The sequence below is a fragment of the Methylomagnum ishizawai genome (assembly GCF_900155475.1).
GTDB classification, from domain to species: Bacteria; Pseudomonadota; Gammaproteobacteria; order Methylococcales; family Methylococcaceae; genus Methylomagnum; species Methylomagnum ishizawai_A.
The window spans coordinates 1,238,304-1,263,048 of sequence record NZ_FXAM01000001.1 but is presented as its reverse complement, the minus strand read 5'-3'; the positions used below and the strand labels follow the sequence as shown (position 1 = coordinate 1,263,048).

33 protein-coding genes and 1 pseudogene are annotated in these 24,745 nt (G+C 64.9%); 5 read left to right on the top strand and 29 right to left on the bottom strand.

The features are described from left to right. Window positions 1-192: 192 nt before the first annotated feature. The 4 genes and pseudogenes from B9N93_RS05695 (at window position 193) to B9N93_RS05680 (ending at window position 3,240) form a co-directional block, all read left to right on the top strand. Entirely contained in the window at window positions 193-804 is a 612-nt protein-coding gene (locus B9N93_RS05695) for a WapI family immunity protein (RefSeq protein ID WP_085211686.1), read from the top strand. Window positions 805-983: 179 nt separating this feature from the next. Further along, window positions 984-2,117, top strand: a pseudogene (locus B9N93_RS25940) (DUF2779 domain-containing protein); the annotation flags it as partial. Between the two features lie 20 nt (window positions 2,118-2,137). After that, complete coding sequence (locus B9N93_RS26805; RefSeq protein ID WP_368655824.1) at window positions 2,138-2,455, top strand: DUF2779 domain-containing protein; 318 nt, start codon at window positions 2,138-2,140, stop codon at window positions 2,453-2,455. Between the two features lie 116 nt (window positions 2,456-2,571). Then, complete coding sequence (locus tag B9N93_RS05680) at window positions 2,572-3,240, top strand: lysozyme inhibitor LprI family protein (protein WP_085211682.1); 669 nt, start codon at window positions 2,572-2,574, stop codon at window positions 3,238-3,240. Window positions 3,241-3,765: 525 nt separating this feature from the next. Here the strand turns inward: B9N93_RS05680 and B9N93_RS05670 are convergent. The 26 genes from B9N93_RS05670 to B9N93_RS05545 form a co-directional block, all read right to left on the bottom strand. After that, a complete protein-coding gene (locus B9N93_RS05670) occupies window positions 3,766-4,995 on the bottom strand; it encodes an AAA domain-containing protein (protein ID WP_085211679.1) in 1,230 nt (409 codons plus the stop codon). Window positions 4,996-5,085: 90 nt separating this feature from the next. Further along, window positions 5,086-6,123, bottom strand: coding sequence for a pyocin knob domain-containing protein (locus tag B9N93_RS05665; protein ID WP_085211676.1), 1,038 nt, complete (start codon window positions 6,121-6,123; stop codon window positions 5,086-5,088). Window positions 6,124-6,210: 87 nt separating this feature from the next. After that, entirely contained in the window at window positions 6,211-6,567 is a 357-nt protein-coding gene (locus B9N93_RS05660; RefSeq protein ID WP_085211674.1) for a hypothetical protein, read from the bottom strand. Between the two features lie 5 nt (window positions 6,568-6,572). Continuing rightward, window positions 6,573-7,211 carry a hypothetical protein gene (locus B9N93_RS05655; RefSeq protein ID WP_085211672.1) on the bottom strand — a complete coding sequence of 213 codons (639 nt, stop codon included), beginning with the start codon at window positions 7,209-7,211 and terminating at the stop codon, window positions 6,573-6,575. A 40-nt stretch (window positions 7,212-7,251) separates the two neighbouring features. Further along, window positions 7,252-7,848 carry a putative phage tail protein gene (locus B9N93_RS05650; RefSeq protein WP_176225145.1) on the bottom strand — a complete coding sequence of 199 codons (597 nt, stop codon included), beginning with the start codon at window positions 7,846-7,848 and terminating at the stop codon, window positions 7,252-7,254. After that, window positions 7,839-8,888, bottom strand: a complete 1,050-nt coding sequence (locus tag B9N93_RS05645; RefSeq protein WP_176225144.1) for a baseplate J/gp47 family protein — start codon at window positions 8,886-8,888, stop codon at window positions 7,839-7,841. The genes B9N93_RS05650 and B9N93_RS05645 overlap by 10 nt, the downstream gene beginning before the upstream one ends. 2 nt (window positions 8,889-8,890) lie before the next feature. Then, window positions 8,891-9,733, bottom strand: a complete 843-nt coding sequence (locus B9N93_RS25340) for a hypothetical protein (RefSeq protein WP_176225143.1) — start codon at window positions 9,731-9,733, stop codon at window positions 8,891-8,893. A gap of 2 nt (window positions 9,734-9,735) precedes the next feature. Further along, the gene (locus B9N93_RS05635) at window positions 9,736-10,200 is read right to left on the bottom strand and encodes a hypothetical protein (protein ID WP_085211664.1); all 465 of its coding nucleotides are present in this window, start codon (window positions 10,198-10,200) and stop codon (window positions 9,736-9,738) included. A 9-nt stretch (window positions 10,201-10,209) separates the two neighbouring features. Continuing rightward, window positions 10,210-10,572, bottom strand: coding sequence for a hypothetical protein (locus tag B9N93_RS05630; RefSeq protein ID WP_085211662.1), 363 nt, complete (start codon window positions 10,570-10,572; stop codon window positions 10,210-10,212). Window positions 10,573-10,581: 9 nt separating this feature from the next. Next, window positions 10,582-11,010 carry a hypothetical protein gene (locus tag B9N93_RS05625; RefSeq protein ID WP_085211660.1) on the bottom strand — a complete coding sequence of 143 codons (429 nt, stop codon included), beginning with the start codon at window positions 11,008-11,010 and terminating at the stop codon, window positions 10,582-10,584. Window positions 11,011-11,089: 79 nt separating this feature from the next. Next, entirely contained in the window at window positions 11,090-11,536 is a 447-nt protein-coding gene (locus B9N93_RS05620) for a phage GP46 family protein (RefSeq protein ID WP_085211658.1), read from the bottom strand. Beyond that, window positions 11,533-12,048: a phage baseplate assembly protein V gene (locus B9N93_RS05615; RefSeq protein WP_085211656.1), complete on the bottom strand. Its 516-nt coding sequence runs from the start codon at window positions 12,046-12,048 to the stop codon at window positions 11,533-11,535. The genes B9N93_RS05620 and B9N93_RS05615 overlap by 4 nt, the downstream gene beginning before the upstream one ends. After that, window positions 12,045-13,103, bottom strand: coding sequence for a phage baseplate assembly protein (locus B9N93_RS05610; RefSeq protein WP_085211654.1), 1,059 nt, complete (start codon window positions 13,101-13,103; stop codon window positions 12,045-12,047). The genes B9N93_RS05615 and B9N93_RS05610 overlap by 4 nt, the downstream gene beginning before the upstream one ends. A 73-nt stretch (window positions 13,104-13,176) precedes the next feature. Next, complete coding sequence (locus tag B9N93_RS05605) at window positions 13,177-14,481, bottom strand: DNA circularization protein (protein ID WP_085211652.1); 1,305 nt, start codon at window positions 14,479-14,481, stop codon at window positions 13,177-13,179. Continuing rightward, window positions 14,478-16,637, bottom strand: a complete 2,160-nt coding sequence (locus B9N93_RS05600; RefSeq protein WP_085211650.1) for a phage tail tape measure protein — start codon at window positions 16,635-16,637, stop codon at window positions 14,478-14,480. Before B9N93_RS05600 ends, B9N93_RS05605 begins: the two co-directional genes overlap by 4 nt. A 100-nt stretch (window positions 16,638-16,737) precedes the next feature. Then, the gene (locus B9N93_RS05595; RefSeq protein WP_176225142.1) at window positions 16,738-17,073 is read right to left on the bottom strand and encodes a phage tail assembly protein; all 336 of its coding nucleotides are present in this window, start codon (window positions 17,071-17,073) and stop codon (window positions 16,738-16,740) included. Beyond that, window positions 17,070-17,420: a phage tail tube protein gene (locus B9N93_RS05590; RefSeq protein WP_085211646.1), complete on the bottom strand. Its 351-nt coding sequence runs from the start codon at window positions 17,418-17,420 to the stop codon at window positions 17,070-17,072. The genes B9N93_RS05595 and B9N93_RS05590 overlap by 4 nt, the downstream gene beginning before the upstream one ends. A 12-nt stretch (window positions 17,421-17,432) precedes the next feature. Then, the gene (locus B9N93_RS05585; protein WP_085211644.1) at window positions 17,433-18,908 is read right to left on the bottom strand and encodes a phage tail sheath subtilisin-like domain-containing protein; all 1,476 of its coding nucleotides are present in this window, start codon (window positions 18,906-18,908) and stop codon (window positions 17,433-17,435) included. Next, window positions 18,901-19,134, bottom strand: a complete 234-nt coding sequence (locus B9N93_RS05580; RefSeq protein WP_085211642.1) for a DUF2635 domain-containing protein — start codon at window positions 19,132-19,134, stop codon at window positions 18,901-18,903. Before B9N93_RS05580 ends, B9N93_RS05585 begins: the two co-directional genes overlap by 8 nt. A gap of 128 nt (window positions 19,135-19,262) precedes the next feature. Further along, window positions 19,263-19,868: a phage protein Gp37 gene (locus B9N93_RS05575; protein WP_176225141.1), complete on the bottom strand. Its 606-nt coding sequence runs from the start codon at window positions 19,866-19,868 to the stop codon at window positions 19,263-19,265. Continuing rightward, the gene (locus tag B9N93_RS05570) at window positions 19,865-20,305 is read right to left on the bottom strand and encodes a DUF1320 domain-containing protein (protein ID WP_176225140.1); all 441 of its coding nucleotides are present in this window, start codon (window positions 20,303-20,305) and stop codon (window positions 19,865-19,867) included. Before B9N93_RS05570 ends, B9N93_RS05575 begins: the two co-directional genes overlap by 4 nt. Beyond that, entirely contained in the window at window positions 20,305-20,652 is a 348-nt protein-coding gene (locus B9N93_RS05565; protein ID WP_125468854.1) for a hypothetical protein, read from the bottom strand. The genes B9N93_RS05570 and B9N93_RS05565 overlap by 1 nt, the downstream gene beginning before the upstream one ends. Window positions 20,653-20,654: 2 nt before the next feature. Next, window positions 20,655-20,852: an HI1506-related protein gene (locus B9N93_RS05560; RefSeq protein ID WP_085211635.1), complete on the bottom strand. Its 198-nt coding sequence runs from the start codon at window positions 20,850-20,852 to the stop codon at window positions 20,655-20,657. 12 nt (window positions 20,853-20,864) lie between these two features. After that, a complete protein-coding gene (locus B9N93_RS05555; RefSeq protein ID WP_085211633.1) occupies window positions 20,865-21,773 on the bottom strand; it encodes a Mu-like prophage major head subunit gpT family protein in 909 nt (302 codons plus the stop codon). 13 nt (window positions 21,774-21,786) lie between these two features. Continuing rightward, window positions 21,787-22,203, bottom strand: a complete 417-nt coding sequence (locus tag B9N93_RS05550) for a hypothetical protein (RefSeq protein ID WP_085211632.1) — start codon at window positions 22,201-22,203, stop codon at window positions 21,787-21,789. Next, window positions 22,200-23,381, bottom strand: coding sequence for a phage protease (locus B9N93_RS05545; protein WP_176225139.1), 1,182 nt, complete (start codon window positions 23,379-23,381; stop codon window positions 22,200-22,202). The genes B9N93_RS05550 and B9N93_RS05545 overlap by 4 nt, the downstream gene beginning before the upstream one ends. A 280-nt stretch (window positions 23,382-23,661) precedes the next feature. Here B9N93_RS05545 and B9N93_RS05535 point away from each other — a divergent pair, with 280 nt between their 5' ends. Continuing rightward, complete coding sequence (locus B9N93_RS05535; RefSeq protein ID WP_085211626.1) at window positions 23,662-23,919, top strand: hypothetical protein; 258 nt, start codon at window positions 23,662-23,664, stop codon at window positions 23,917-23,919. Here B9N93_RS05535 and B9N93_RS05530 read toward each other — a convergent pair. From B9N93_RS05530 to B9N93_RS25335, 3 genes are all read right to left on the bottom strand, one after another. Next, window positions 23,916-24,236, bottom strand: a complete 321-nt coding sequence (locus tag B9N93_RS05530) for a DUF1889 family protein (RefSeq protein ID WP_085211624.1) — start codon at window positions 24,234-24,236, stop codon at window positions 23,916-23,918. The two genes, B9N93_RS05535 and B9N93_RS05530, sit on opposite strands and share 4 nt — an antisense overlap. 17 nt (window positions 24,237-24,253) lie before the next feature. Continuing rightward, the gene (locus B9N93_RS05525; protein ID WP_085211622.1) at window positions 24,254-24,487 is read right to left on the bottom strand and encodes a hypothetical protein; all 234 of its coding nucleotides are present in this window, start codon (window positions 24,485-24,487) and stop codon (window positions 24,254-24,256) included. Between the two features lie 63 nt (window positions 24,488-24,550). Beyond that, window positions 24,551-24,703 carry a hypothetical protein gene (locus B9N93_RS25335; RefSeq protein ID WP_176225138.1) on the bottom strand — a complete coding sequence of 51 codons (153 nt, stop codon included), beginning with the start codon at window positions 24,701-24,703 and terminating at the stop codon, window positions 24,551-24,553. Window positions 24,704-24,745 lie beyond the last annotated feature (42 nt).

Genomic DNA, 24,745 nt, shown 5'->3' with positions numbered 1-24,745 from the left:
CCCTCTGATAATGACACCATGCGGAGCCCAAACCCGGTTGCGTGAGCCCCGGAACCTGAGCGGGGCGATTCGGAGGGTGGAACGCATGGAATCTCCCATCACGACACCGGGATATTGACCCGCTCCGCTTGGAACCCGGCTTCAGGCTCCGCGCCAAAGCCGCATTTCTATTCCGAGCAAGAGGGTTTATCCATGAAATTCGAGAACGAACACGGCATCGCCGTTGAACTGCGCATCGCTGGTTATGAATTTCCGGAAATAAACCGGCCCCTTTTCGACGATTGGCTGATGATCGAGGGTGACATCATCCATCCCAAGGGCAATTGGCGTTTCCGGGATCCTGCCCTCACTGTCGGTGAGGCCACAAGCCTAGGCAACTGGCTTGAAGGCTTGCCAACCGTCGGCAAGCGGAGTTCATGGGGAGCGATGGAACCGGTCCTCCATTTCAAACTGAAAAGGTCGGCGGGGAAACCGATACTGCAAATCGGTTTCGGCTGCGAAAGCGCACCGCCTTGGCTACCCAAGGGTAAATGGATTTACCTGGACTTTGCCTTGGCCAAGGTCGATATGCCGGACATCCTCCACTCGTGGCGTGGGTATCTACAAATATTCCCCTCCCGCGCGGTGAAGTATCTGACGTATATAGAGGCCGAGGACAAGGATTTGACCCCCGAGGATTTTGATGAGAACGGCTTATCGAAATCGTTTATAGCTTGGTGGGAGGCCAACCGCTCCAGGCCCAACCCAGCGGAACCAGGGACGGCCCCAACTCAAGCATCGGGAACGGCATCGGCAAGCCCGTAGCCATGGCCCAAAGCCGCGCTCCAAGGACGGGCGCGTGGCTATTCTTCAGATTTTGTGAACCTCGACTACAGTTGCAAGGGTCCGGCCTGGTAAGGGACTGCCTGGACGGACCACAGTGCGACTTATACCGTCGCTCAGCCCAGGGATACTGAGCGTGACTTCATCGCCTGGAGCCGACCATGTCCGGATTGTCCAAGTCCCGTTTGCTGGCGCATCGGCAATGCCCGAAACGCCTGTGGCTGCAAGTCCACAAACCGATCCTAGCACCCGCCTTCGATGCCGCCACCCAAGCCCGCTTGGATTCGGGCAATCAAGTCGGCGTCATCGCCCGCGCACTCCATCCCGGCGGACTCTTGATCGAGGCCGCCGATCTACGGCAAGCCCTGCGGGACACCGCCGAAGCGTTGTTGGCCCAACCGACAAGGCCGCTGTTCGAGGCCACCTTCGAGCATGGAGGCGTGCTGGTCCGCCTTGATCTGCTACTGCCAGCGGCGGATGGCTATCGCCTGATCGAGGTTAAATCCTCGACTTCGATCAAGGACTATCACCTCCCCGACGCTGCGGTGCAGGCCTGGGTTGCCCGGCAGGCGGGTTTGACGATCCAGGAAGTGGCGATCGGCCATATCGACAATGGCTTCGTTTATCCGGGCAACGGCGATTACCGGGGATTGCTCAAGGAAGTTTCCGTCGATGCAGAGATCCAGCCCTTGCTAGGCGATATTCCCCAATGGGTAGCCGGGGCACGGTCGACCCTGGACGGCGGAGAACCGAGCATCGCGCCGGGCCCACAATGCGAAACCCCTTTCCCCTGTCCTTTCCTCGAATATTGCGCCCCACCGGCGATAGCCACCGAACCCGGCTATTCCGTGGATGATTTGCCCAGGGGCAAGTCCTTGGCCGAGCAATTGCGCACGGAGGGCTACGACGACCTGCGCGATGTTCCTGTGGATCGCCTGACGAACCCCCTCCATCAACGCGTTCAAGCCTGCGCGCAAAATGGAAGTGCTTATCTCGACCCCCAGGCCAAGGCTATTTTAGGGAATCTGCCTTACCCCCGGTTCTTCATTGATTTCGAGACCTACGCGCCCTGCGTTCCAATATGGCCGGGCACCCGCCCCTATGCCCAGGTACCGTTCCAATGGTCCTGCCATGTGGAATCTGTCGATGGTGGCCTGAGCCATCAAGCCTACTTGGCGGAAGGGCCGGACGATCCACGCCGTCCATTCACCGAAAGCCTGTTATCCGCAGTGCGGGAAACCGGCCCGGTCTTCGTATACAACGCAGCATTTGAAAGGAGCCGCTTACGCGAAATGACGGGCCTATATTCCCCGACTTGGCGGTTCGGATCGACAATGTCATCCGGCGCATCGTCGATCTGCTGCCCATCGCCCGCCAGCATTATTACCACCCGGAGCAGCACGGCTCTTGGTCGATCAAGGCGGTCTTGCCCACCATCGCCCCGGAAATGGCCTACGAAGGCATGGAAGTCGCCGACGGGCAGATGGCGCAGGCCGCCTTCCAGGAAATACTCGATCCCGCGACGACTGAAGACCGGCGGCAGGCCCTACGCCGGGCGCTCTTGGATTATTGCGGGCTGGATACGCTGGCTATGGTAAAGGTGGCTAGGTTTTTTGCTGGAACCGGTAAATAACCAAACCCGAATATGAACACCATGACCGCCCTCGGCATGCCCTGAGCCCGGAGGGGTAAGGGGAAAAACAAACATCCCGTATTTACGAATCAACGCCCAAGAAAATAGGCCGATACATGTACACGAAAGCCGCCATATTCCTAGCCATTCTATGTGCCGTTTCTAACGCCGCCGCCGTCAGCTTCGATTGCAAAAAAGCAAGCACTTTCATAGAAAACGCAATCTGCTCTAACGAATCCCTTTCCAAGCTCGATGACATATTGAGCGAAACCTATAAGGCCGCCCTGAATCAGTCCTCATCCAAAATATCTCTTAAAAATAAACAAATTACTTGGATGAAAAATGTAAGGAACAAATGTCAAAACGTAGCCTGCCTAGAGCAGGCCTATGACGCCCAGATCAATCAATTACTCAATATCGCTTATCCGCCCAGCCCTTACGATTCGGCTAAAGCGGACGGCTATTCATATTCGCCACGCGATGATTTTAAACCGGGTGAATACGTCGCCACACAGGATGTGAAAACCTATTCAGACGCTGTAGAGGACAAGGGGTATTTATGGAAGGAGTATACGATCAAGCAGGGGACAAGTATTAAGATATACTCGGTGGGAACCTCGGAATCTAGCGACAATCAAGAGCTATGGTTCAATATTGCCGAGGGCAGCGCCTGCAACGGGAATCTCAGGGGAATATTCCCTCCGAAGGGTTTCGATGGAATTTTCCTAGGGGCACAGGGTAAATACTTCCGCCGGATTGGCGACGTACCTCTTTGCGACAAATGAGCAATCCAGTCGTCGCCCGACCGGTTCCGGCAAGGATAGCCCGCCTGAATTGGGAAAGAGGGCCTTGGTTCTCGACTTGAGCCTTTCACGCCGTGGTCCTGGCAATCGCAAGGTCGGACCACTGCCTCTGGGTTTCCACGCCGAGGTGACGGCGACCCTCCTCGAACGTGACCTCCACGCTCCAGCGCAAAACGAACACTTCCACGATCCGCTCGGGCGTCAACCCGGTGTCAGTGACAAAGTAGGCCTGGGGCCGGTTTTTCGCCAAGGGGTCCACGACCAGGATCCAGAGCGGGCGGACCGGGTCTTCGCCGGGCGTGTGTCATAGGCTGACCCCGCTGAATAGCCAGGCCACCCCGGTTACCGTAGGGCTCGCCCAATCAGTCCAGTAAGGTTTTCAGGCCCGGAAAGCTGTCATTCGAAAAGATCGGGGCCGGAACGCGGATGGCCGGAAAGGCCGAAGTCTTGTCTTTTGAAAAAGTTGGTAGCGAATCCGATTTCGTAAACTTATGGGCAAGTGAGTCGTCAGGTCCATAAGCTCGCTTGCCGCTGGATCTTCAAAATCCGAATATTTTGGGGATGTCCTTCAACCGCCTCGAACCGCGCTTCCTCCCCGATGGCCTTGTTTAGCAGGGCCAGCGCTAAGGGGGAATTTTCGTTCACCAAATCCTTTTTAGGATTGCTGGGATAATCCACAATCGTGGCCTCGTGGCGGGTCCCGGGATTATCGGTATCGCAATAGAAGACGCGGTCGCCGACCTCCACATACAAATCTTCCCCGGTGGCCTCGGAATCCATTTCGATCGGCTCGATTTCCATACCGCCCGCCGTATCCAGGGAAGGCGCATCCGTTTCCTCATAGACGATGGAAGCCGCCCCCTCGGTTTTAGCGATCTGGCGGCGCGCAGCCAGGAATTCGAGGAGACGGGCGGATTCCTTACGGGGATCGAAGAACCAATCGGTGGACCATATCCGCCAAATCCGGTCCTTCCATCCAAGCGATTCCAGGATGGCTTGCCGGATGCGATCCCGGTCGCGGGCGGAGGCGCTGGAATGGTAGGTGGCGCCATCGCATTCGATGGCGGCGAGGAACTCCCCGGGACGGTCGGGGTTGCGCACAGCCAGGTCGATGAAGAAGCCGGCCACCCCGAGTTGGGGGACCACTTCGTAGTCGTGATGGTTGAGCATTTCCCCCACGGCGATCTCGAAGTCGCTGTCGGGGGGACGATCCGTGACTTGGGTGTCGGTGAGGATGCCCGACCGGGCGAATTCCAGATAGTCCCGGAGGGCGCGGGTACCCCTTGGTGTCGTTGCGTCCACAACGATATCCTCGGGCTGCATGGAGGTGAAGAGTTCGATTTTCCGGCGCGCGCGGGTAAAGAGGACATTGAGGCGGCGCCACCCATCGGGACGGCTGATCGGACCGAAATTCTGCCGGACTTTTCCCGAACCTTCGGCTTTCCCGAAGGTGGTCGAAATCACGATGACATCGCGCTCGTCGCCTTGGACGTTCTCCAGGTTCTTCACGAAGAAGGGCCAACCTTCTTTTTCCCATGCGGCCAGGTAGTCCTGGGTCTCCCGAATATCGCGGAGCCTTTTGTCCAGCACATCCTCGATGAGGTCCCTCTGGGTTTGGTTGAGAGTCACCACGCCCAAGGATTCTTCGGGATGGCGTTTCATGTGGTGGATCACGGCATCGGCCACCCGTTGGGCTTCCAGGATATTTTGCCGGTCCTTGTAGGCTCCGTTCTCCAAATACCGTGAAGCCGCGCGAGATAAATGAACCCCCAGACGCGAGATAAATGGAAGTGAAACCGGTAGAGGATTGCCGGTTTCACCGTGGAATCAAGCCACCCGCACGAACATCCCCGCGTATATGACTGGATCGCCCGGATCGCCGGTCCCGCTGATAGGCCACGATCCCATCGACATCCACCATGTCTCTTCCCCGAAATGGGACGCCCCTACTCCTGGCCCATTGACCGTCAGCAAATCCCCTTGATAGCTGGTCCCTCGCTGGAAATCCGTCGAACCCGCCGCGAACACTTGTTCGCCGGGACCGCCAACGATGCTGCCGTCGCGGGCCAAGTAGGGGGCGAACAAATGCCATTCGGTCCATGAGCCCGACGTGTAATAACGGGTTGAGAACCGGCCATCGCCGGAATGCTGCGCATGCTGATAAATGGTGCCGGCACTTTCCCGCCAGACCTTGACGAGTCCGTAATCGGACGGTTTCGTCCCGGCCGTAGAAGGACTGTAATAATATTCGCCGGGGACGTATAGCGCGTCGATGTCCGGGGCGGGATGTTCCAGCAAGTTGCCGTCCACGCCGCCTTGGCGGGATAGGGCCAAATCCGCCGCCGCTGCCGGGCACTCCCAATCCGACCAACCATCCCCACTGTCCCTGTTGATATAGCGGCTATAGAGACGGCCGGTGCTGGACGCTTGGGCCACTTGATAGATGAGGCGGTCGGTTTCGCGCCAGACCTTGACCAGCCCATAGGTGGACGGCTTCGTGCCGCCCGTGGAGGTGCCGTAATAATATTCGCCGGGGACGTATAGCGCGTCGATGTCCGGGGCGATGTATCCGGCGACATCGCCGTTAGCGCCACCGATGCGGTTCCAGACGGGCACCATCGCCGCCGCGATCAACGCGGAGATCGCCGCCGCCACTTGCCCCAGGTTGGCCGCATTGGGGGTGCCTCCCCCCGCGATGACGACATTGATCAACTCCTCCTGGACCGCGTTCAGCCAATCGTTGGTGACCAAAGTCCCCGCGATCCCATTTTCCACGTCGCGCTGTATGAAATACCCCGGAGCGGAACCATAATCGCGGGCCGAGGGTAATTCGGCGGCGGCACTGGGGTGGGTAATTCGCTGCATTATCTAAACCTCGTCATAACCGGATATAGGTATTGAATGGACGCGGACCCATCGCCGGGTCGCGCATTCGATGGGCGTCGGCAACCCTCACAGCGTCTCCGCCAGTTGGAACAAGGCCAACCGCTGTCCGTCCGTCAGCCCCAACGCCTGGGCGGCGGCGGCGATCAGCGGATTCTGGGAATGGATTCGCGGGGCGAAGCCATATTCGATTTGGACCGGGCGTGGCTGCGCGGCCACATACGCCTCCACCGCGTCGAGCAGGCCGCTTTGCAGCAAGGCGAGCCGGAATTGATTGGGGGACACCACGATGCTCTCGGGCGGCGGCGGCATCGGCGGCAATTCATCTCCGGGCAGGTAGCAGTCCCACGAACCGTCCGCCTCGACATGGATGGCCAGGACCGGGTTGAGGTTGTCGCGTTCTTGGAGGGTCTTGACGTTCTGCATGGCGGCTAGGGCCCGGGATGGTGGGTGATCGTCAATTCCTTGGTGGTGAGGGTTTCCCCCGCCGCCCCGGCGTTCTTGTTGAAGGTGATGCTGAGATAGTTGTTGTTCGCGGCGATGTCCGGGATGGTGGTGTCGGACGCGCCCACGGCGGACGTGCCGCCGCTGAACGAGGTCGTCGAGCCGACGGTCGTCACCCGGATCGACGTGGCCGAAACGATCTTGAGGCGTGGATTCTCGGCGGTATGGGTGTTGGTGGACCCATACCCCAACGAGAACACGCTGCTATCGATGCCTATATCCCCGGTGCCGCCGAACCGGATGTTCCGGGCAAAAGAATCAGCGGACCCTGATTTCAATGTGCGGATGACCAGCGACAAGGCATCCCCCACCCGCAGCGAATTGGCGGGGAACATAACCTGGGCCACCAGCGTGGCCCCGGCGTAGGTGCCGACGAAATCGGTGGTGGTGTTGTAGATTTCCGTGGGCCCGGCCAACCGCCAGGCCGAACCATCGGAGAACCACAGGGAGCCGTGGCCCACGCCGTAGTCGGTGGCGCGGACCATCCGCCCGGCGTAGGCGGCGGCGGGCAGGGCCAGCAGCGCGGCGATGGTGGTGGATGGGATCGCTTGGGGTGCGAAGAGCATGGCCCTACATCTCCATGGGGTGGGTGATCCGCCGCATTGCCTAATCCTCGGTATAGCCGAATATGGGTATCAAATGGGCGTGGTTCCGTCGCCGGATCGCGCATTCGATGGGGAGCCGGTCCCAGTCGCCGAGGCGGTCGCCGGCCACGAAATCCCCGCAAATGGGTTCGCGCACCGTGATCGTGGGCGTGAGGACGACGACGCGCCACGAGTACCGCGCCCGGTCGCCGAGCAGTTCCCCGCCCGCGACCAGGAGGCCCGCCTCCGAAGGTTGGAACGATTCCAGCCGGAGGGTCGCGCCGTAACGTGCCGCCAGCGCCTGCCAACCGGGTTCGGTGTGGTCGGCCAGGTAATGCACCTTCGCGGCCAGCCGGGTCCGGCGCTCGCCGTCCGTGGGTTCGGCCTCCGGATCGCAGGGCTCGGGCAACCCGAACTCGGCTTCCCAATCCGGCAATAGCTCGTCGACCGTTTCCGGCTCCGACTCCAGGAGCAAGGGCCGGATGCGGGCGTCGACCAGGGCGAACTCGTCGGCCCAGGATTGGAGGACCTGCCCCATCCGGCCCGCGCCCGCCCACACGGGGCCGCGCGGCAACAGGGCTTGGAGCATCGACAGATAGTCGGTGCCGGTCAGGTCCATGTGAAATCCCCCAGGACCGGCATCCGGCCGGTGGCGAGGACGATATCGTCGACGGGCGACAACAGCCGGAAATCGCCCGATCCCACGGCGAAACCGATGGATTCCACCAAATGGGACCATGGGATCGTACCGGCGGGGACACCTTCGCGCACGAACAGATCGGCCAGTTCGGCCTGGATGGCGGCGCGGAGGGCGGCGGTCGAGGGCGAGAGCCAAATGGAAAAAGGGATGGCCTGGGGGGTGGGCGCGTAGACGTACCAGTCCGAGGGGAACGGGGCGCGGGGCGCGATGGCGGCGCGGACATCGTCCAGGGACGCCTCGTTGGGGAAAATCGACGGGTCGCCATCGCGCACGAAGCGCACCACCACGGTGCCCGCGCCCATTTCGTTCGTCACCCAAACCCGCGTGACCCCCGGCACCAATTTGGCCCAACGGACATAATCGGCCGCGCTGCCGCCCTCGGGGGGCCGCTGCTTGCGATCCAGGATGCGGGCCAGGTAGGCGGCGTCGGACTCGGCATCCGAGCCACCGTAGAGGCCACCGGCGGCAACGGCGGCGGAGGAATTGATGCCCGGGATGGGATTGGCGATGGTGAGGACCGCGCCGGCGTCGACGTTGGTGGACGCGCCATAATCGACGGCGGTCAACGCGCCGGTCGCGATGCCGCCGGCGATGGTGGCGTCGGCGTCCTGGGTATAGGTGGCCCCGTCCGCACGCCGCCAGACGGTACCGGCGGGCGCGACGCCGCCATCGGTGCCGGTGATCCGGACGCCCCCTTGGGCTTGGCTGGCCGGTGTGCGCGGGCCGATCCATTCGCGGCCATGGTAATCGAGCCAGTCGGGATCGGCGGTGATGGCGAGGATTTGCCGGCCCACCCACGCGAGGTGGCCGTGCATCTCGTGGGACGCCCCGGCATTGAGGTCGGCCAGGACGCGGTTGCTGCTGCGCCGCAGGGCCGGGTCGGCCCCTTGCAGGCGTGAGGCCATGAATCCCCGGCAGCGGGCGAGCAGATCGGGCAGGGAGGGTCTGGACCACGGCATGGCTAGGGTCCCCCGGAATGCAGGCGCACCGCGCCCCACGTCATGGGTTCGCCCTCGGTCACGGTGATGCTGGTCAATCCCAGGTAGCAGCTGTCGCCCACGTCGGCACGGGCCGTCTCCACCCCCAGGGCGGTCCTGAACACCAGCCACGCGGCGGTACCGGAAGCCACCGCGGCGACCGTGGGCGCTATCGGTGCCGACGCCAGGACGGAAACCTGCCCGGAGACTGTCGGGGCCACCCGGGAGGCCCACGTCCATGTGGCCAATAGGGTGTCCGAGGCGTCCACGAGATCGGCCCGCACCCCCAGTTTCGCCACCGTGCCGTTCAATATGGCCATCCTTGCGAGGGGCGTCAGCTTGTTCGGGATAAAGGCGGTCTCGTCCTCGACGCTATTGGAGGCGTTCTGGACGCCAAAGATACCCGCGCCGATATCGCTGGAATAGAAATACCCGTCCTTGACATCATAGGGCGGTGGCTCCCCCGGTATCTCCTCCGGCTCCTCTTCCGTAAAGCCCGCCAGGTTGGGTCCGTATACCGCATAGAGCAATTCGCCGCCCGGGAGCCCCACCTGCCGCCCAAAACCGGCCGTCGCCCTATCGCCGTTCCGGATGGCCCAACTGCCACTGGCGTATGTCCCATCCAGGCTCACAAATGGGCCTATAGGCGCATGTCCGAGGTTCCCGGACGCCTGTAGCAGCATGTTTTCCGTGGCCGGGGGCGCGGCACCGAACACATACGATGATATCGTATAGTCGTAGGGGGGCGGTGCCCCGCCGTCCCTCAATATATCGATCAAGTCCTGCAAGATGGCGGTTAGCTGCCCCGTGGGCCAGTTCATTTGCATGGCTAGAACGTCCCGTTATAAATGCTGAAAAGCAGTATCTCGCCGGATAATACATTGCCCCCGGTGTCGTCGTTGTATATGGCCCCCTCGCCATCTCCCATGAGGGTACACCCCACCGGGTTGGATAGCTCGACAACGAAAAACTCGTCCGGCTCCACATCGGTATCGCCCTGGACCGGTACGACGATCACCGTGGACGCCTCCCCGGCCGACAGCGTCACGCTACCCGAGGGGAATACGCCCCCCACGAAATCCGCCGCGTCGGCGGAATCCGTATCCGCCGGCACCACCGCCCAATCCACGGATACGTCCCTATCCAAATATCCCACCCTGTCGATGGTGAAGGAGAGTTCGGTGGTGCCGCTATCCCCTTCGTCCCCATCCGCCACGAGGTTGGAAACCGATAGGCCCACATCGTCATTCCGAATGGTGCCGATGGCGCTGGCGGTGCCTATGGAGCAGGCCATGGTATGTCCTCACCCAAGCACGGGGTTGGAAATCGTCACGGTGAATCCCTGATCCGGCTCCACGTCCGTGTCGCCCTGGACCTGCACCGCGATGACGCCGGAGGTTTGTCCGGCGGGGATCGTCAACGTGCCGGCCGGGAACGCGCCGCCGACGAAGTCCGCGCCGGTCGCCGGATTCCCGCCCGAGCCGGACACGGCCCAATCCACCGACACATCGCTGGTGGTGGGGCCGGTGCGGGTCACGGTGAAGGTGAAATCGGTCGCGCCGTCGTCCCCCTCGAACTTGTCGGCATCCGTGGCCGCGATGGAGAGCGAGCAGTCGTCGTTGCGGATCGTGCCGGTGGCGCTGGCGGTGCCGATTGAGCAGCCCATGGTTTGCCCTCAAGGTTGATAAGTGGGATTGGAGAGCGTCACGGTGAATCCCTGGTCCGGCTCCACGTCCGTGTCTCCCTGGACCTGCACCGCGATGACGCCGGAGGTTTGTCCGGCGGGGATCGTCAACGTGCCGGCCGGGAACGCGCCGCCGACGAAGTCCGCGCCGGTCGCCGGATTCCCGCCCGAGCCGGACACGGCCCAATCCACCGACACATCGCTGGTGGTGGGGCCGGTGCGGGTCACGGTGAAGGTGAAATCGGTCGCGCCGTCGTCCCCCTCGAACTTGTCGGCATCCGTGGCCGCGATGGACAGCGAACACCCCCCGCCGGAAGTCGAGCGGGTGGCGGGCGCACCCGTCCAGGGGCCGTAGACGCCGATATAGGCCCCCGGCCTCCGGATGCTGGTGGGAATATCCGGGAATACGATGCTATCCATTGGTACGCCTCCGGTGGGGAGCATCTAGTGTAGGCGGGGCGGGAGGCGATGACGCGCTGAACCGTTTCAGCGGAAGGCGTCAGGCCGCCGGCCAGGGCGCGGTGGTTTGGCAGGCGCTGACCCGGCCCGCCGGATCGGTGATCGCCACCGCCAGGCCCAGCATCAACGGGCGCGGCAACGTGGCCACGACATCGACGGCTTCGGCGACGCCGTCGTCGAGCAGCCATTGCAGCGCCTCCCGCGCCCATGCCTCGGCCTTCTGGCGGGCGGGTTCGGACCATTTCTCGTAGGCCAGCAACCAGAGCAGCGAACCCATCGCATCGCCGGGAACCTCCGGATAGGCGTCCATCCAACAGCCGCGCCGGTCGTCGACGCCGGGCGGGAGCGCCTGGTCGTCCGGCAGGCGGCGGTCGGTGAACAGCGAAATCCAGATGGCGGTCTCCAGGGTGGCGTCCATCTCCAGGTCGCCCTCGAGGAGGCCGAAGTCGAATCCGGTGCCGTCCGGGCGGATCGCGATATCGCTCATGCGTGGGGTTCCCCGGAATCGCCGGTACCGGGCTGGATACCGCCGGTGAGGTGGTGCCGCAGGCTGATATCCCCCGCCTTGATGTCGCCGGTGGCTTCGATGTCGCCGTCCACCTCGACCTTGGGACAGCCGGTGATCCTGAGGTTCCGCCCCGACCCGCGTATCTCGATGCCATCGGCGGTCAGGACGATGACCTGGCCGCGATGGTCGTAGATGGCCGTGGCATCCCCCAACCCTTGGGGCCGGTGGGCGCGGTCGCCCTCGCCGATCACGACACCCTGGTCCCGGTTGCCGCCCACGAACACCACCACCACTTCGCCGCCGGCGGGCGGGTGGCTGGTGAATCCGTACATCTGGGGGCGGTCGATGCCGTCCAGCGTTTGCGGCCCCACCTGCACCTGCACCCGCTGCACGCCCCCGGCATCGTCGACCAACCGCAGGATGCCCCGCGCGACCATGCCGCGCACCCGGCGGTGCAGGGGGGCGATGAGCTTGGTGATTTGGTCGATCATAGCGGCGCGTACTTGTCGGCCTTGGCCTTCCGGCGCTTGGCCTTCTTGGGCGACGGGTCGAACGCCTCGGGCTGGCCCAGCGTGAGTTGGGTCAGCGTGCCCTCCCCGTCCAGGGTTTGCCGCACCTCGCTGATGAGCAGGGTACCGTCCACGCCGAGGGTGGGGCTGCGGATCGCGCTGCGCGTGTTGGGTTTCCAGAGCGCCCCGCTGGAATCGCGCCAGCCCTGGACCGTGATATAGAGGCGGGCACCCCGCGCGGCGCGGCGGCGGCACTCCCATTCGGCGCGGGCGTCGATGGACGCTTGGTGGCCCTGGTCCTCCGCCAGCACCACCAGGGGCCGGTGGCGTTCGACGCCCGGATCGCCGGCCGTGCCTTGCAGGCCGTAGGCGGTGTCGGCGTCCAGGTGGTCGAGCGCCTGGATTTGGCCCCGGCAGATATAGGTGGAATAGCGTCCGGTCAGGTCGAGTTCCGCCCGCGCGGCCTTGATGTTCTGCCCCTCGATCAGCGCCCCGGCGGTCGCGGTGCCCGCCCTGGCCAGGACCAGGCCGCCGCGCCCGTCGGACATCGGCAGCAGGCCGCGCATCCGGGCCATGCGGTCGATGGCCTCGTGGACGGTTTCGCCGGACTGCAAGGTGAACGAGTCGAAGGGTTCGCCGAGGTCGGCCCCGGCGGCGACCGGCACCTTGAACGGTGCGGCCAGTTCGCGGGCGATGGTCAGGAGGTCGGTCTTCAGCCATTGCCCGCCATGCGCCGGGACCGCGCTGGAATCGACCAGGTCGCCCGCCGCGTCCCGGCCCTGGACCGTGAGCGTGTGCCGCTGCGCATCGAACTCGACGAGGGTGCGGTCGACGTGGCCGGTCACCACCACCTCCCCGTCCATCAATACCTGGACCGCCGCGCCGCTTTGGATCGGGCCAGGGGTGGGCTGGCCATCCCAGCGGTCGGTATAGACCACCCGGAAGGTGCCCGCCGCCTGCTCGATGCCGCGCACCACTTCGACCTCGGTCCAGCCGCCGAAGCGGACGCCGCCGACCAGGAGGGTGAGTTCGTTCATTTCCCAGCCCTCCTCCGCAGCCAAGCCAGGATGCCGATGGCGATGGCCCAGGCGGCGATGGCGGATAAGACGGTCATCGGATCACCTCGATGGGGACGCCGCCCGGCACGAAGCCGGGATGGCGGATGTGGTTGCGGATTTCGATCTCGTCGGAACGGGTGGCGTCGCCGTAGACGCGGTGGGCGAGGACCAAACTCGGCTGGGCCGCGCCCGCCGTGTAGCTGCCGCCGCAGCCGAGCGCCGGGCGCTGCGCGTTGACGTGGGCGACCACGGCGGAGGACAGCGCGGACAGCGCGACATAGGTCGCGTCGTCGGTGTCCATCTGGACGGTGGCGATGGCGTCGACCACCGCGTCGCGGGCGGCTTGGGCCTCGGCCCAGCTGGCGAATCCCGGCACCGCGCCCGGGGTGTCGGGTACCGCCAGCACCACGGCGCGGCCATTGACCTGGACGGCCTGCGTGCCGGTCGCCGAATAGATGGGCGAGGCCGGGCCGATATAGCGGTAGACCTGTGCGTCGGCCACGGCGCGGGCGGCGTTGATCGCCGCCGAGGTGCGGACCAGGCGGCGCAGGGCTTGGTGGTTCCGCGCCTGGGCGGTCGCCACCTTGCCGGTACCGGTGGGATCGACCATGGATTGCCCATAGACCCACAGTCCTTGGTAGACCTGGAGCGCGGCGAGCGGGGTGGACGCCAGGGTCCGCACCGAGGCCACCACGCCCAACAGGCTGCTGGCGAGGTTGGCCGGGGCCAGGACCAGCGAGGAGACGCGGGCCTTGATGGCCTGGACCGTGCCCACGAAACTGTTGACCTGGGTGGTGACCGTGCCGATGGCCTTGCGGGCGGTGTCGATCCCGTCCAGGGCGTCCTCGACGATGCCGCCGGCGTCCTCCTGGATGGGTGGGTATTTGTCGATGGCCCATCCGTCCGGCCACGCGGCCTCGAGCCTGGCCTCGGCGTCGTCGGCGGCGGATTGCGCGGCTTCGGCGGTGTCGGGCGTGGCGTCCGGTTGCGCCGCCGCCCCGGCCTCGTAGAACTCGATATCGAATTGGGCCGTGCCGCCCTCCGCCGTGGACTGGCGGCAGTGGTAGCGTTCGATCTGGACCTGCATCCGCCCGAAATAGGGATGGACCAACAGGCCGGGGCCACGCTGCTCGAGGGCGGCGATCAGGGCGTCGCGGGCGGCGAAGTAGTCCGCGCCGATCAAGACCGCCTCGAACGAATAGCGCCGGGCCTTCCTGCCCAGGTCCTCCGGGTAGGGAAGGTCGCGGAACGGATATTCGTGCAGGGCCACCCGGCGTCCGCCTTCCAGCGGCGCGGCCCGGGTGCCGAACCCGACGCCCCGGAACGATCCGGTTTGGTATTGGTCGCGCCAGGTCATTGCGGCAGCACCATGGTCGGCCCGGCATCCACGTTGAGCCGCATGGCCGGGTTATTGGGTTGCATGGACGTGACGCGGGCCGGTGCCCCTTCGATCCTGAGGGTGATTTGCCCGCCCAGGTCGATCCCTTGCAACTTGCGGGCGAACTCGGCCCCGGCGTTGTCCACCTTGAGGGCGAGGTCCAGGGCGCGTTGGGTCTCGCCGGAGAGCGCCTGGTCGAGGATGCGTTTGGCCCCGTCGCCAATATCGGTGCCGATGCGGGCCGGATCGAGGTGGCCGGCCAGGGTCGCGGCCTGGGTGTCGGTTGGCATGGGGCCGTGGGCCGGGCGCGGCAGTTGGTCGAGGATGCCCAGGACTCCCCGACCGATATCGGTGCCGATACGGGCCGAATCGAGGTTGCCGGTCACGGGAAAAGCCGCGGCCATCACATCCTGGGTTTGCCGGGTGCCCTCCGCGGCGTGGGTCCGGCGCTCGGTGTCCAGGGCGGCGCGGGCGTCGGAGTTGCCGAGCAGCGCCAGGATGCGGGCGATGTCCCGGCCCATGTTGTCAGCGAACTCCGTGCCTTCGATACCTTTATACATGAGCGATCCGGCCCCATACCCCGCCAACCCGGCCAGCCCCACGCCACCGGCGGCGGTCGCCACCGCGCCCGCGCCGAACAGGGGCAGCGTCGAGAGTTCGGCCCCGCCCAGGATCGCCAGCGCCGGACGCAGCTTGGCGAGCCATCCGGCGGCGGCAGCGCCACCGGCGGCGGTGGCGGCGGTACCCGCGGCGGTGCTGGCAATCGAGCCGCCGCCCAGGTTATCCGGCCAATTGGTCACACGCACTGGCGTTATCCCGGTGGCCGCTTCCACCGCCTTGCCGGTGGCGACGCCCGCGCCGGTCCCCAGTATCGCCGAACCCAGGCCACCGATCATCTTCCCGCCGTAACGGGCCGCGAGGATCGTTCCCAGGATGCCGATACCGGCCCCGCCCAGGATGTCCTTCCCCGATAGCTCCAGGCCACCGTTCTCCTTCTTGTCCAGGCCGAACTTGATGAGATTGGTCAGGGTATCGTTGATCGGCTGGGCGAACTCGTCGGCGGCTTGGCGCAACGCGCCTTTGAGCCTACCCACCTGGTCGATGCTGTTGGAAATCGCCTTGGGCAAATCATGCTCGATAGTGCCGGTTGCGTTTTTGATCTCGTTGGTGAAGCTTTTCACCTTGTCCAAGGCGTCGCCCTGGAACAGGGTCTTCAACCCTTTTTTGGTGTCCTGGTCCGCTTTGCCGAAGGCTTGATCGATCCAGATCGCCTGTTCCTTCTCGGTCTTGAGCGCCCGGAACTTGGCGCGGAGGTCGGCCAAGACCTGGAAGGGATCGCGCTGGCCGCCCTTCTTATCGAAGAACCGGACGCCGGAAGCCTTCGCCGCCGCCGATGCGTAGTCCAGATTGGTGAAGAGGCGCAACGTGCTGTCGGCCAGGGTGGCGAGGCGCTCGGGTTGGCGCTCGACCTGAGACAACCCTTCGATGAAGGCCAGGGTTTGCTCGAACCCCATCCCGGCGCTGCCGGCATTGACGCCGACGCGGGCGAAGATATCACTGAGGTTTTGTAGTTCCGCGTTACCGAGTCGGCCCGCCACGACCATCTCATCGAGCAGCTTGAGCGCTTGGCCGGGCTTGGCGAGATCGAACTGGTATGCGGCGGCGGCTACCCCCAGCGAGCCGGTCAATTGCTGGGCGCTGGCGGTCGAAACGGCCATGCCCTTATTGACCGCGTCCAGCACCGGGAGCGCCTCGCCCATCTTGAGGCCGCTTTGCACGGCCACGTCGAACCCCTCCTTGAGATCGTCCACGCTTTTGCCGGTGTCCCTGGCCATGCGGAACAACTCGCCGCGCAGGCCCGCGACCTGGGCATCGCTCGCGCCGGCCGTCTGGCCGATCAGTCCGAGCGACTTGTCCAGGCGGGCGGATTCCATGATCTGGTGGACCACGCCGACCGATACGCCGATCCCCGCGAGTTGGCCCTGCACCGAGTTCAAGGTGCCGCGCAGTGCCGCGAATTCGTTCTTGACGCCTTGGGCGAAGCCATGGACCGCCGACCGGGAGCGGCCCATGCCGTTGACCAGGTTGGCGGTATTGGCGATGAATTCCAGGACCAGGCGCAGGTTGCCGCTCATTTTTCCTTCGTGGCGTCGAGAATGGTACGCAAGTAGAAGTTAAACCGGGACCGGGGTAAAGCCAGGATATCGGACTCGCTCCACCCGGTTTTCAAGGCGATCAGGAGGACGGCTTCGTAGGTTCCGCGCCGCTCGCGGATTGCGGCTCCCCCATGGCGCTCATCTCCTGTAGGGCGAGACGGAGGGCCAAATAATCGGCGGGCGACAGGTTGCGGATCATTTGCAAGGAGATCGGCGTTTGGAGCGAACGGCCTTCGATGGTGGCGACGGTGGTTATTTGTCGGGTCAATAGCGCCCCGGAATATTGCAGGGGTTTGTCCGAAGGGGCGATATCCTCGGCGTCGAACAGGTCGGCGGTGGTTGCTTCCCGCATCGTGACTACGGGATAGTGGGTATCGCCGATCTTGAAGCCGGTTTTCAGGGTGACTGTTTTCATGCCGATTGCTCCACCCGGCTGCCATAGAACTTGGCGGTGACCTCGCCATTGCTGACCTTGCATTGCCCATCGCAGAACCCGTCCGACATGATCCAGGTGGATCCGATGTCCTGCTGGAACGTGATGGATCCCTGGAAGCTGTTGAGCGCGACCAGGTCGAGATCGGCGGTCTGTATGAACGTGGCCTCCACCGAAGGGGCGGCGATGGTTTCGCGGGGGCCGACCACCTTGTTATCCGAGACCACCGGCTCGCGGTTGATGCCGCCGAACGTGAGGGTCGAGCCGTTCTTGGATTCCCAAAGGGTGCCGTTGAGGAAGATCAGGCTGCGGCCTGCTACCTGTGCCATATCGATATCTCCTTAGAGCCTGAATTGGACCGCCGCCGCGATGATATGCAGCGGGCTAAGCAGCTGCGGCGGGATGATCGCGTTGACGCGGGTGGGGTCGGTCTGCGAGACCGCGAACCGCACGTCCGCCTTGAATTGGTCGAAGTTCTGGGCGATGCCCCTGGACTCCCAGGACCGGAACAGCGGGAAGCTGAGCGCCTTCATTTGGTCCATGTCCAGCACGCCCGCCACCTTCTGCACGTTCGGGGATTGGCTGAGCTTGAAGCCTTGGGCGATCAAGGCGGTCGCCCACACCCGCACCTCGTAGCGGCACAGGTCCGCGCCCCATTTGTGGTTGAGGTACAGCAGGGAGATATCCTCGACCCCGAGGCTGTTGGTCTGGTATTCGGTGATGACCAGGCCCACCCGGCAGGTGCCGTCACGGTCGACCGTGAACGTCGAGATGCCGGAATAGCAGAGGTTGTTGCTCTCGACCCCGCTCCAACGGTCGGACACCGCCGGGGCCATCATGCCGGGGATGGCCAGCCCCACGAACGGATAGAGCGGGTCGGTGTTGGCCGCGTGGGCGTCGACCGCACAGCCCCAGGCGGCGGCGTCCTCCCAGGGCGGGGTGGGCACGCCGCGCCGGCCCAGGGTGCAGAAGTGGATGGAGTTGCGCGACTCGCCGAACGTGGTCAGGTCGGCGTGGGAGCCGTTCATATGGCGGAACGCCTGGGCCGGGCGCGGGTCGATGGGTCCCCAACGGTCGGCCAGGTCGGGATCGACGATGGCGGCGAGGGCCGGGTCGGTGTAGGGGAAAATCCAGGTGTAGAACCACTCGCCCGCGATGGCCGCGAGCGCGGCGGTCGGGTCGGGGTCGACCTCGCCATCGGCCATGGCGGTGATCGACACATGCACCCCGGCGGGCAGTTGCTCGCCCGTGTAATAGTTGAACCGGATATCGATATCGTTGCCGGTGCTGCCCTTCCAACGGCAGGTCAGGGTGATGGTCGCGTCGGCGCGGGTGGCGATGACCGGCAGGCTGGCCGAGGCTTGGACCGCGATGGCGATATTGGTCGCTATCGTCGTGGCGCTGTCGCCGGACGACACGCCCACCGTAAGCCGTTGGCCGGCGATGTAGAGGTAGACGACGCCCGCCGACGTGGCCGGTCCCGTGACCTCGATCTGCCCGGTCGCGGCGACACCGGCCGGATCGCTGGCCAACCCGATACACCAGATGTCGGCATAGGGCGCGGCGGCGCGGGCGCGGATCGCCATGCGGTGGATCATTGATCCGTAGCCGGACCCCTGCGCCGCGTCGTCCGCGCCGTTGATGCGGTAGGGCACGTTGGCGGCGACCCTGCCGGTGCTGAGCCGCTGGCCCCAAATCAGGGTCTTGCGCGGGATGGCCGGGACCAGGTTGCCGGTGGCCTGGGAGGGATCGACACCGATGTACGCGCCGGGCAGGCGTAGGTTGGTCGGCACATCGGCGATGATGATGTTATCCATTCGACGCCTCCGGCTCCGGGGCCTTCTTGCCGGATGCCCTGGCGGGGGCGGGCGGGTCGGCGGGCGGGTCGGTGGGCGGGTCGGTGGGCGCCGCGACCAACGCCCCCTCCTGGATGTGGCGGTAGTAGTAGGAATCGTTGGGGTTGACCTCGATCCCGGCGGGCGGGATCACGGGTCCGTTCTTGGCCCGGACCTTGAGGCCGGGAGCGGGGACATATCGGGGCATAGCGCATCTCCTGGTAGGGATGAGCTAGTGTAGGGTCCGGGAGGGGCGGCGCGGCGCTGAACCGTTTCAGCGCATGGGGCGGGGCGTGGGCGGGGGGAATATAGCGGGGATCGTCCTCCCCGCCAAGCTCAAGGTCCGGCCACATCGTCCTGTGCGTCCGGTTCCAGGCCGGAATGGTCCTGGGCCAGCCATTCGTCCCAGCGCCCGGACGTCATGGGCGCGAAGTCCCAATCGCCATGGAACTGGCGGAAATCCGATAGCTCCACGCCCTGGGCGGCGGTATCGGGCCGGGGGAATTGCAGCCGGATCCCGAACAACAACCCCTCGACCGTGCCGCCCAGTTCGATCATGGGCTCGATGAACTGGGGCCGGCCGGTTTGCAGCTGCAAGGTGCCGACGCCGGGGACGATCAGGCTGTCGAGGAAGCTGATGATGCGTTCGGTCATGGCATAGGTGCCGATCTCGACCGGCGTCCCCCGGCGGCGGTCCTCCTCATAGCCCATCGACGCCACCGCGTAGACCCCGAACCGCCAATCCAAAACCCGCGGCTGCCCGGTCCCCGTGAAACCCTCCTGGGAAACCCAGACGCTCGGGGCCATCTGGAGGACGCGCTGGGCGACCTCCACATCCCACGCGCCCGGGATCGTGCCCGTGGTGCGCAACACGCCGGGCAGCGCCCGCCGGATGGCCTCCTGGATGGCGTCCTCGACTTGCGAAATGATCGGGGCCGTCAAAATCCCCCCCGGTCCCATTGGCCGTTGCCGCTCCGCGCGGTCATTTCGATACCGGATTCGGCGGGGACGGTCGCGGGTTGGTCGCCACCGGCCAGGCCGAATTGGAGCGTGCCCCGCGCGATCATGTCCAGTTCCTTGATGGCGTCGTCCCGGCGTTTGATGACGTGGTCCGGCGTCACGTCGCAATAGAGTTCGTAGCGGGCCAGGTGGCAGGCATAGTCGCGGAGCGATTCCGCTTGCTCGGGCGTGAGCGGGTTGGGCAGGCGCTGGCCGATCCGGCTGTTGATCTGCCGGGCGGCGGTTTCGAGCGCCAGGTCGACCGGCGTCTTGCCCTCGGCGTCCACGTCGATGACGCCGTCGCGGTTGCGGTCGGCGAGCAGCAATATCTGCTTCGCGCCGAATTTGTTGTCCAGGTCGGCCGGGGTCGCGTACAGCATCACCATTCCCTCGCCGAATACGCCTGTCCGGTGGTGGCCCCGAAAACCGATACCGCGCCATCCGTGGGATAGGGCCACTCGTAATAGGCTCCGGGCACGAGCTTGAGCGCCGGCGGCGCGGCGGCGGCGGCCCCGACATCGCTGAGCCACAGGTCGCCCGCCGATAGGTTCTGCACCCAGGCCCCGCGCCGGGCGGGATTCGCCGGTAGCAGCGCCTGGGGCGTCCCGCCCACCGCTATCGTGCCGCTCGCGTCCACGGGATGGGCGGTCGCGGCGACGACCATCAACCGCCCCAGCCCGTCGACCTGGACGAAGGAGAATGCCCGGTCGGGGCGCTGCGCCTCCATGGTCATTTCGTGACTTCCTTGTGTTTGGCCGGGGTGCCAGCCTCGTCGGGAATGATCTCGACAAACAACATCGGCTCGGCCCGCAGCCTCGCGATCTGCTCGTTGGTGAACCGGTCGGCGGGATACTCGGTCGGGGTGGCCGGATGGGCCACGCCGCACCGGCGGAACCCATCGCGCTTGCTGGTGATTCTGATCGGCATGATGGCGTCTCCTTATCCGAGTTGCGGAACGATCAACGGCTCGGCGGTACCTTGCCAGATGTTGGTCGCGCCAGCGGCATCCCGCTCTGCGAGCAGGATGCGCCTGGCCGCCGCTTCGTTGCCCGGCCCCACCACGAGGTGGGTGCCCCGCACCGCCAAGGCCGAGCCGTCCGGGCGATATTGGGTACCCAGGGCGGTGCGGGCGGCGGCATAAGCGGCGGCGTCGAGGGTTTGTTTGGAACCATAGGCCAACTGGTGGAACCCGAACCCGGCGGCGTACCGGGCATAGACCCCGTACAGGAACTCGTTCATGTGGAACACGTTCGGGTCGGAGGGGCTGACCAGCGGGGTGAACTCGGGTGCGCGGCGCATCTGGAACACCAGGGGGCGCATGAAGGTGCGCGACAAGTCCAACAGGAACCATGGACTGCCCGAACCGCCACCGGCGTTGCTCCAGGAGGTTTCCGCGCCATTGACGTCATAGCCGATATGGTCGGTATCGAAGAAATACTGGCCGTCGAATCCTGTGGTCGTGAATCCCTTGAGCAAGGTCTGCGCAAACACCAGTTCGTTCGGGTGGCGGCCGACGATATCGCCCTGCTGTTGAACCGCCAGCGTGAACACGCCGAGGATGTCGTCCTCGATGTCTGGGCGCTTGATGCCCAACGTATGCTCCCAGTCCTTGTTGACGATCTGGTAGCCGGTGGCTTCCAGGTTGTTGATCAAGCGCGGGCCGATCCACTCGCGGACACCGGGCAAATCCTTCATCCAGCCATAGTTCTCCAGGCGATGGGAGGATGACACCTCCATACAAACCTGCTGGTATTGGTTGCCTTGCGAGCCGATGGCGTTGAAGCCCTGCAAGAAGGCGGCGTTGAACCCGTTGTTGAGGGTGGCAAGGGTATCGGGCGTGATTTGCATTGAGGGTGCTCCTTTAGTTGCCGAGGCCGATCAACACCCACACGCCCAGGGAATCCACACTGTGGATTTTCCCGGCGCGACTCCGGGTGCCCGAGCCGTTGGTTTTGGCGACCGTTTGATCGTCGACGATATAGCAATCGGCCCCGGCATCGGCCTGGGCGATGGCGTCCGCGGACGCCGAATTCCCGAACCGGAAGACTCCGGGGCGGATGCGGATGTTCTTGTCGCCATTGCCTCCGGAGGAGTTGTCGACCGTTTCCTCGGCCCGGCCCAGGGCGATCAGGCCGGTGGCGGCCGTGCCCGGCGCGGCATAGCCCGCGCTGGCCACCACCAAGCCACCCTTGTAGATTTTTACGGATGCCTTGACCGGCTGGCCGTAGATGCCTTCGTCCAACTGCGGGGTATTGCGTTCTGCCGCCAGCGCCGTCATTTCACACCTCCGAACCGTTTGGCCAGGTCGGCTTTTCCGACCTTATATTGTTCGGGGCTCAGCCCCATCATCCGGCATGCCGCCAATTCGGTGGCGTTGGGTTGGCCGGGCTGGCCGTCGCCTTCCGGTTGTTTGCCGCCGGTCTGGCTACCGCCCAGGGCGGCGAGCGGTTCCTCCGAATCCAGGTAGGCGCGGAGCGCGGCCACGTTCGGGACCGCGCCGGGGATGGCCTTGCCCTCGGTGTCCAGCCCCGCCAGCGAATTGGCGTAGGTCCGCTTGGCCGGGGTGGCGCATTTGCCGACGGACAACGCGGCCTCCAGGACGCGCCCGGCCTCGGCGGCGGTGCCTTCCTGGCGGAGCGCCCGCACCTCGGCCTGTAGCTCCTGCACCAGGGCGACGGGGGCGTACCGGGTCGGGTCGGGCTGGCCGGTCTTGAGCGCGGCCAGGGCGGCGGTTTGCTCGCCCACCAAGGCTTTCAAGGCGGCGATATAGACCAGGAGGTTGGCGCGGCCCGTGGCCGCGACCTCGCCGTCCCCCTTGATCTTGTCGATCAGCTTTTGGAGTTCGGCGAGGATTTCCGTCGCGCCGGACGAGAGCGGCAGGCTCAGCATCCAACGCAACTGTTCGAGGAGTTCATCCATAGATGTGTCCGGGTTCGGGTTTAGAGCGGGGGTTTCGGCCAGCCGCGCCGACAATGCCGCCACCAGGGGCTGCATCCCGTCGAGGCCGGGGGAATTGGTCACGGCCACGCTGATGATGTCCAGCGGATGGCCGGTCGCGCGGTCGTAGGGGAAAACGGCGGAGACGTAGCGGAGTTCGCCGTCCGCGATGCGCTGGGCGGCGACGGGCGTCCAGGTCGGCGAGCGGTGGAACAGCCCCTCGCCCTCGCGCCACTCGAAGCCGTCGCGGGCGAGCCAACCCGCCGCGAGGATAGGCGGCTTGGCGTCCTCCTGGATCGATTCGTGGTCGTAGTCGATCAGGATATCGTTGCTGAGCGCCCCGATTCGGGCGATGAGCGCGGTGGCGGCGGCGGCGTCCAGCCGCCAGGGACCGGCACCGAGCAGCGATCCGCGCGGGGCGTCGAATTGCCCGGCGGGGAAAATCTGCATGGAGCCATCCGGGGCCGGGACGGCCACCGTGAGCGCCGCGATGAGTGTCTTTCTGGATTGGGTTGCCATGGACCGCATCATAGGCGGCATGGCAACGGTTGAGGCGCTGAACCGTTTCAGCGCATGGGGGAACGGGGGGATGGGAGGGGGAATGCTAGCATCCCGAGACGGGGATGGGATAGCCGGGAATGCGTCAGGGAGGCTTTATAAAGCCGGGTGGGCGGTCGAGTGGGGCGACGGGTGCGGGGACGGGGATTCCGGCGCTACGGGGCGGTTTCGCGGAAGGATGACATCGGCGGCGGACGGGGTATGATTTGGGCGGCACATCCCAGCCTTTTGGAGTCCCCCCATGGCCAATCCGAACCGCACCGATACCGCCCCCGAATTCCCGCAATCGGGCCAATCCCAACCCCGGAGGACCGAAAGGGCGCTCGCGCTACAGGATGCGGACCTGGGCGTCGGCGAAAAGGTTTGTCTTGCCGCCGCCGATTATAAAAGGGCAGTCGGGGACGCCGGGTTCGCGGCCGCACATGGCGGCACCGACGCGCTCCGCGACGATCTCTTTTTCTTTGTTGGGCAATGGGAGACGGATTTGCAGGCCGATTAAGCCCTGCCCAACTCGGAAAATATCCTGTCGACGGTCGGCTCACCCCAATCCCTCGGGTGCCTGATTCGCACCGCGCCTCCATTGCCGATTTTTTCCGCGAGTTTCGCAAGCGCCGCCGCGTGCCTTTCCGGCCACGAACGCTTGATGGCTTGGTCGTGGATTTCTTGATACCCGAGATCGACGGAGCGCCGATGGAGCGCCCTGAATAATTCCTTGGCCCTGGCCTCGTCCAGCGGATGGCTCAGGCCGGTGGAAACATTGACCACCGACGTAAGGATGTCCATTGCCCTTTCGATAACTTCGTGATCGCTTTGCATTGAATCTCCCAGATGAATTAGCCGGTGCGGCCATCCACACCAAAACCCTCTTCCGGCCCCATCACGGAGCCGATCAGCCCCTCGCACAGTTCGTCGAACTCGGCCTGGAGCCTGCCCAGCGCATCCTCCGGGCCTTCGCCTTCCTGGGGCGGGTAGGCCTCCAATAGCATCGCCGCGAGGCGCTCGGGCGCGAGGCCCGTCCCCAGGTGGTCGACCAGCACGTCGAGCGCCGCCTTGAATTCTTCGCCCATGCATATTCCTCCCCGCGCCGCAATGTAACTATTTACGTTGCGCCGGACGTGGCCTGATTGCCATCATGCGGCATGGCGGACCCGCTGGGTCTGCTGCCCCTGCACCTGGCGGCGCAAGTCCGCCATCTCCCGCTTTAGCTCCCTGTACTGTTCATCCCTTTCAAGATCGTTTTGGACGGCATCCAACGTCTTCGGATTGTCGGCTTGGTCGATCATGTCTTTTAGCTTCCGCTTCCGCATTGCTAGTGGATCATTGCT

Excerpts from the sequence above, each read along its gene's own strand:
- B9N93_RS05695 (WP_085211686.1), top strand. The coding sequence starts at position 193 with ATGAAATTCGAGAACGAACACGGCATCGCCGTTGAACTGCGCATCGCT.
- B9N93_RS05680 (WP_085211682.1), top strand. The coding sequence starts at position 2,572 with ATGTACACGAAAGCCGCCATATTCCTAGCCATTCTATGTGCCGTTTCT.
- B9N93_RS05665 (WP_085211676.1), bottom strand. The coding sequence starts at position 6,123 with ATGCAGCGAATTACCCACCCCAGTGCCGCCGCCGAATTACCCTCGGCC.
- B9N93_RS05660 (WP_085211674.1), bottom strand. The coding sequence starts at position 6,567 with ATGCAGAACGTCAAGACCCTCCAAGAACGCGACAACCTCAACCCGGTC.
- B9N93_RS05655 (WP_085211672.1), bottom strand. The coding sequence starts at position 7,211 with ATGCTCTTCGCACCCCAAGCGATCCCATCCACCACCATCGCCGCGCTG.
- B9N93_RS05650 (WP_176225145.1), bottom strand. The coding sequence starts at position 7,848 with ATGGACCTGACCGGCACCGACTATCTGTCGATGCTCCAAGCCCTGTTG.
- B9N93_RS05645 (WP_176225144.1), bottom strand. The coding sequence starts at position 8,888 with ATGCCGTGGTCCAGACCCTCCCTGCCCGATCTGCTCGCCCGCTGCCGG.
- B9N93_RS25340 (WP_176225143.1), bottom strand. The coding sequence starts at position 9,733 with ATGCAAATGAACTGGCCCACGGGGCAGCTAACCGCCATCTTGCAGGAC.
- B9N93_RS05635 (WP_085211664.1), bottom strand. The coding sequence starts at position 10,200 with ATGGCCTGCTCCATAGGCACCGCCAGCGCCATCGGCACCATTCGGAAT.
- B9N93_RS05630 (WP_085211662.1), bottom strand. The coding sequence starts at position 10,572 with ATGGGCTGCTCAATCGGCACCGCCAGCGCCACCGGCACGATCCGCAAC.
- B9N93_RS05625 (WP_085211660.1), bottom strand. The coding sequence starts at position 11,010 with ATGGATAGCATCGTATTCCCGGATATTCCCACCAGCATCCGGAGGCCG.
- B9N93_RS05620 (WP_085211658.1), bottom strand. The coding sequence starts at position 11,536 with ATGAGCGATATCGCGATCCGCCCGGACGGCACCGGATTCGACTTCGGC.
- B9N93_RS05615 (WP_085211656.1), bottom strand. The coding sequence starts at position 12,048 with ATGATCGACCAAATCACCAAGCTCATCGCCCCCCTGCACCGCCGGGTG.
- B9N93_RS05610 (WP_085211654.1), bottom strand. The coding sequence starts at position 13,103 with ATGAACGAACTCACCCTCCTGGTCGGCGGCGTCCGCTTCGGCGGCTGG.
- B9N93_RS05605 (WP_085211652.1), bottom strand. The coding sequence starts at position 14,481 with ATGACCTGGCGCGACCAATACCAAACCGGATCGTTCCGGGGCGTCGGG.
- B9N93_RS05600 (WP_085211650.1), bottom strand. The coding sequence starts at position 16,637 with ATGAGCGGCAACCTGCGCCTGGTCCTGGAATTCATCGCCAATACCGCC.
- B9N93_RS05595 (WP_176225142.1), bottom strand. The coding sequence starts at position 17,073 with ATGAAAACAGTCACCCTGAAAACCGGCTTCAAGATCGGCGATACCCAC.
- B9N93_RS05590 (WP_085211646.1), bottom strand. The coding sequence starts at position 17,420 with ATGGCACAGGTAGCAGGCCGCAGCCTGATCTTCCTCAACGGCACCCTT.
- B9N93_RS05585 (WP_085211644.1), bottom strand. The coding sequence starts at position 18,908 with ATGGATAACATCATCATCGCCGATGTGCCGACCAACCTACGCCTGCCC.
- B9N93_RS05580 (WP_085211642.1), bottom strand. The coding sequence starts at position 19,134 with ATGCCCCGATATGTCCCCGCTCCCGGCCTCAAGGTCCGGGCCAAGAAC.
- B9N93_RS05570 (WP_176225140.1), bottom strand. The coding sequence starts at position 20,305 with ATGCTGTACGCGACCCCGGCCGACCTGGACAACAAATTCGGCGCGAAG.
- B9N93_RS05565 (WP_125468854.1), bottom strand. The coding sequence starts at position 20,652 with ATGGAGGCGCAGCGCCCCGACCGGGCATTCTCCTTCGTCCAGGTCGAC.
- B9N93_RS05560 (WP_085211635.1), bottom strand. The coding sequence starts at position 20,852 with ATGCCGATCAGAATCACCAGCAAGCGCGATGGGTTCCGCCGGTGCGGC.
- B9N93_RS05555 (WP_085211633.1), bottom strand. The coding sequence starts at position 21,773 with ATGCAAATCACGCCCGATACCCTTGCCACCCTCAACAACGGGTTCAAC.
- B9N93_RS05550 (WP_085211632.1), bottom strand. The coding sequence starts at position 22,203 with ATGACGGCGCTGGCGGCAGAACGCAATACCCCGCAGTTGGACGAAGGC.
- B9N93_RS05545 (WP_176225139.1), bottom strand. The coding sequence starts at position 23,381 with ATGGCAACCCAATCCAGAAAGACACTCATCGCGGCGCTCACGGTGGCC.
- B9N93_RS05535 (WP_085211626.1), top strand. The coding sequence starts at position 23,662 with ATGGCCAATCCGAACCGCACCGATACCGCCCCCGAATTCCCGCAATCG.
- B9N93_RS05530 (WP_085211624.1), bottom strand. The coding sequence starts at position 24,236 with ATGCAAAGCGATCACGAAGTTATCGAAAGGGCAATGGACATCCTTACG.
- B9N93_RS05525 (WP_085211622.1), bottom strand. The coding sequence starts at position 24,487 with ATGGGCGAAGAATTCAAGGCGGCGCTCGACGTGCTGGTCGACCACCTG.
- B9N93_RS25335 (WP_176225138.1), bottom strand. The coding sequence starts at position 24,703 with ATGATCGACCAAGCCGACAATCCGAAGACGTTGGATGCCGTCCAAAAC.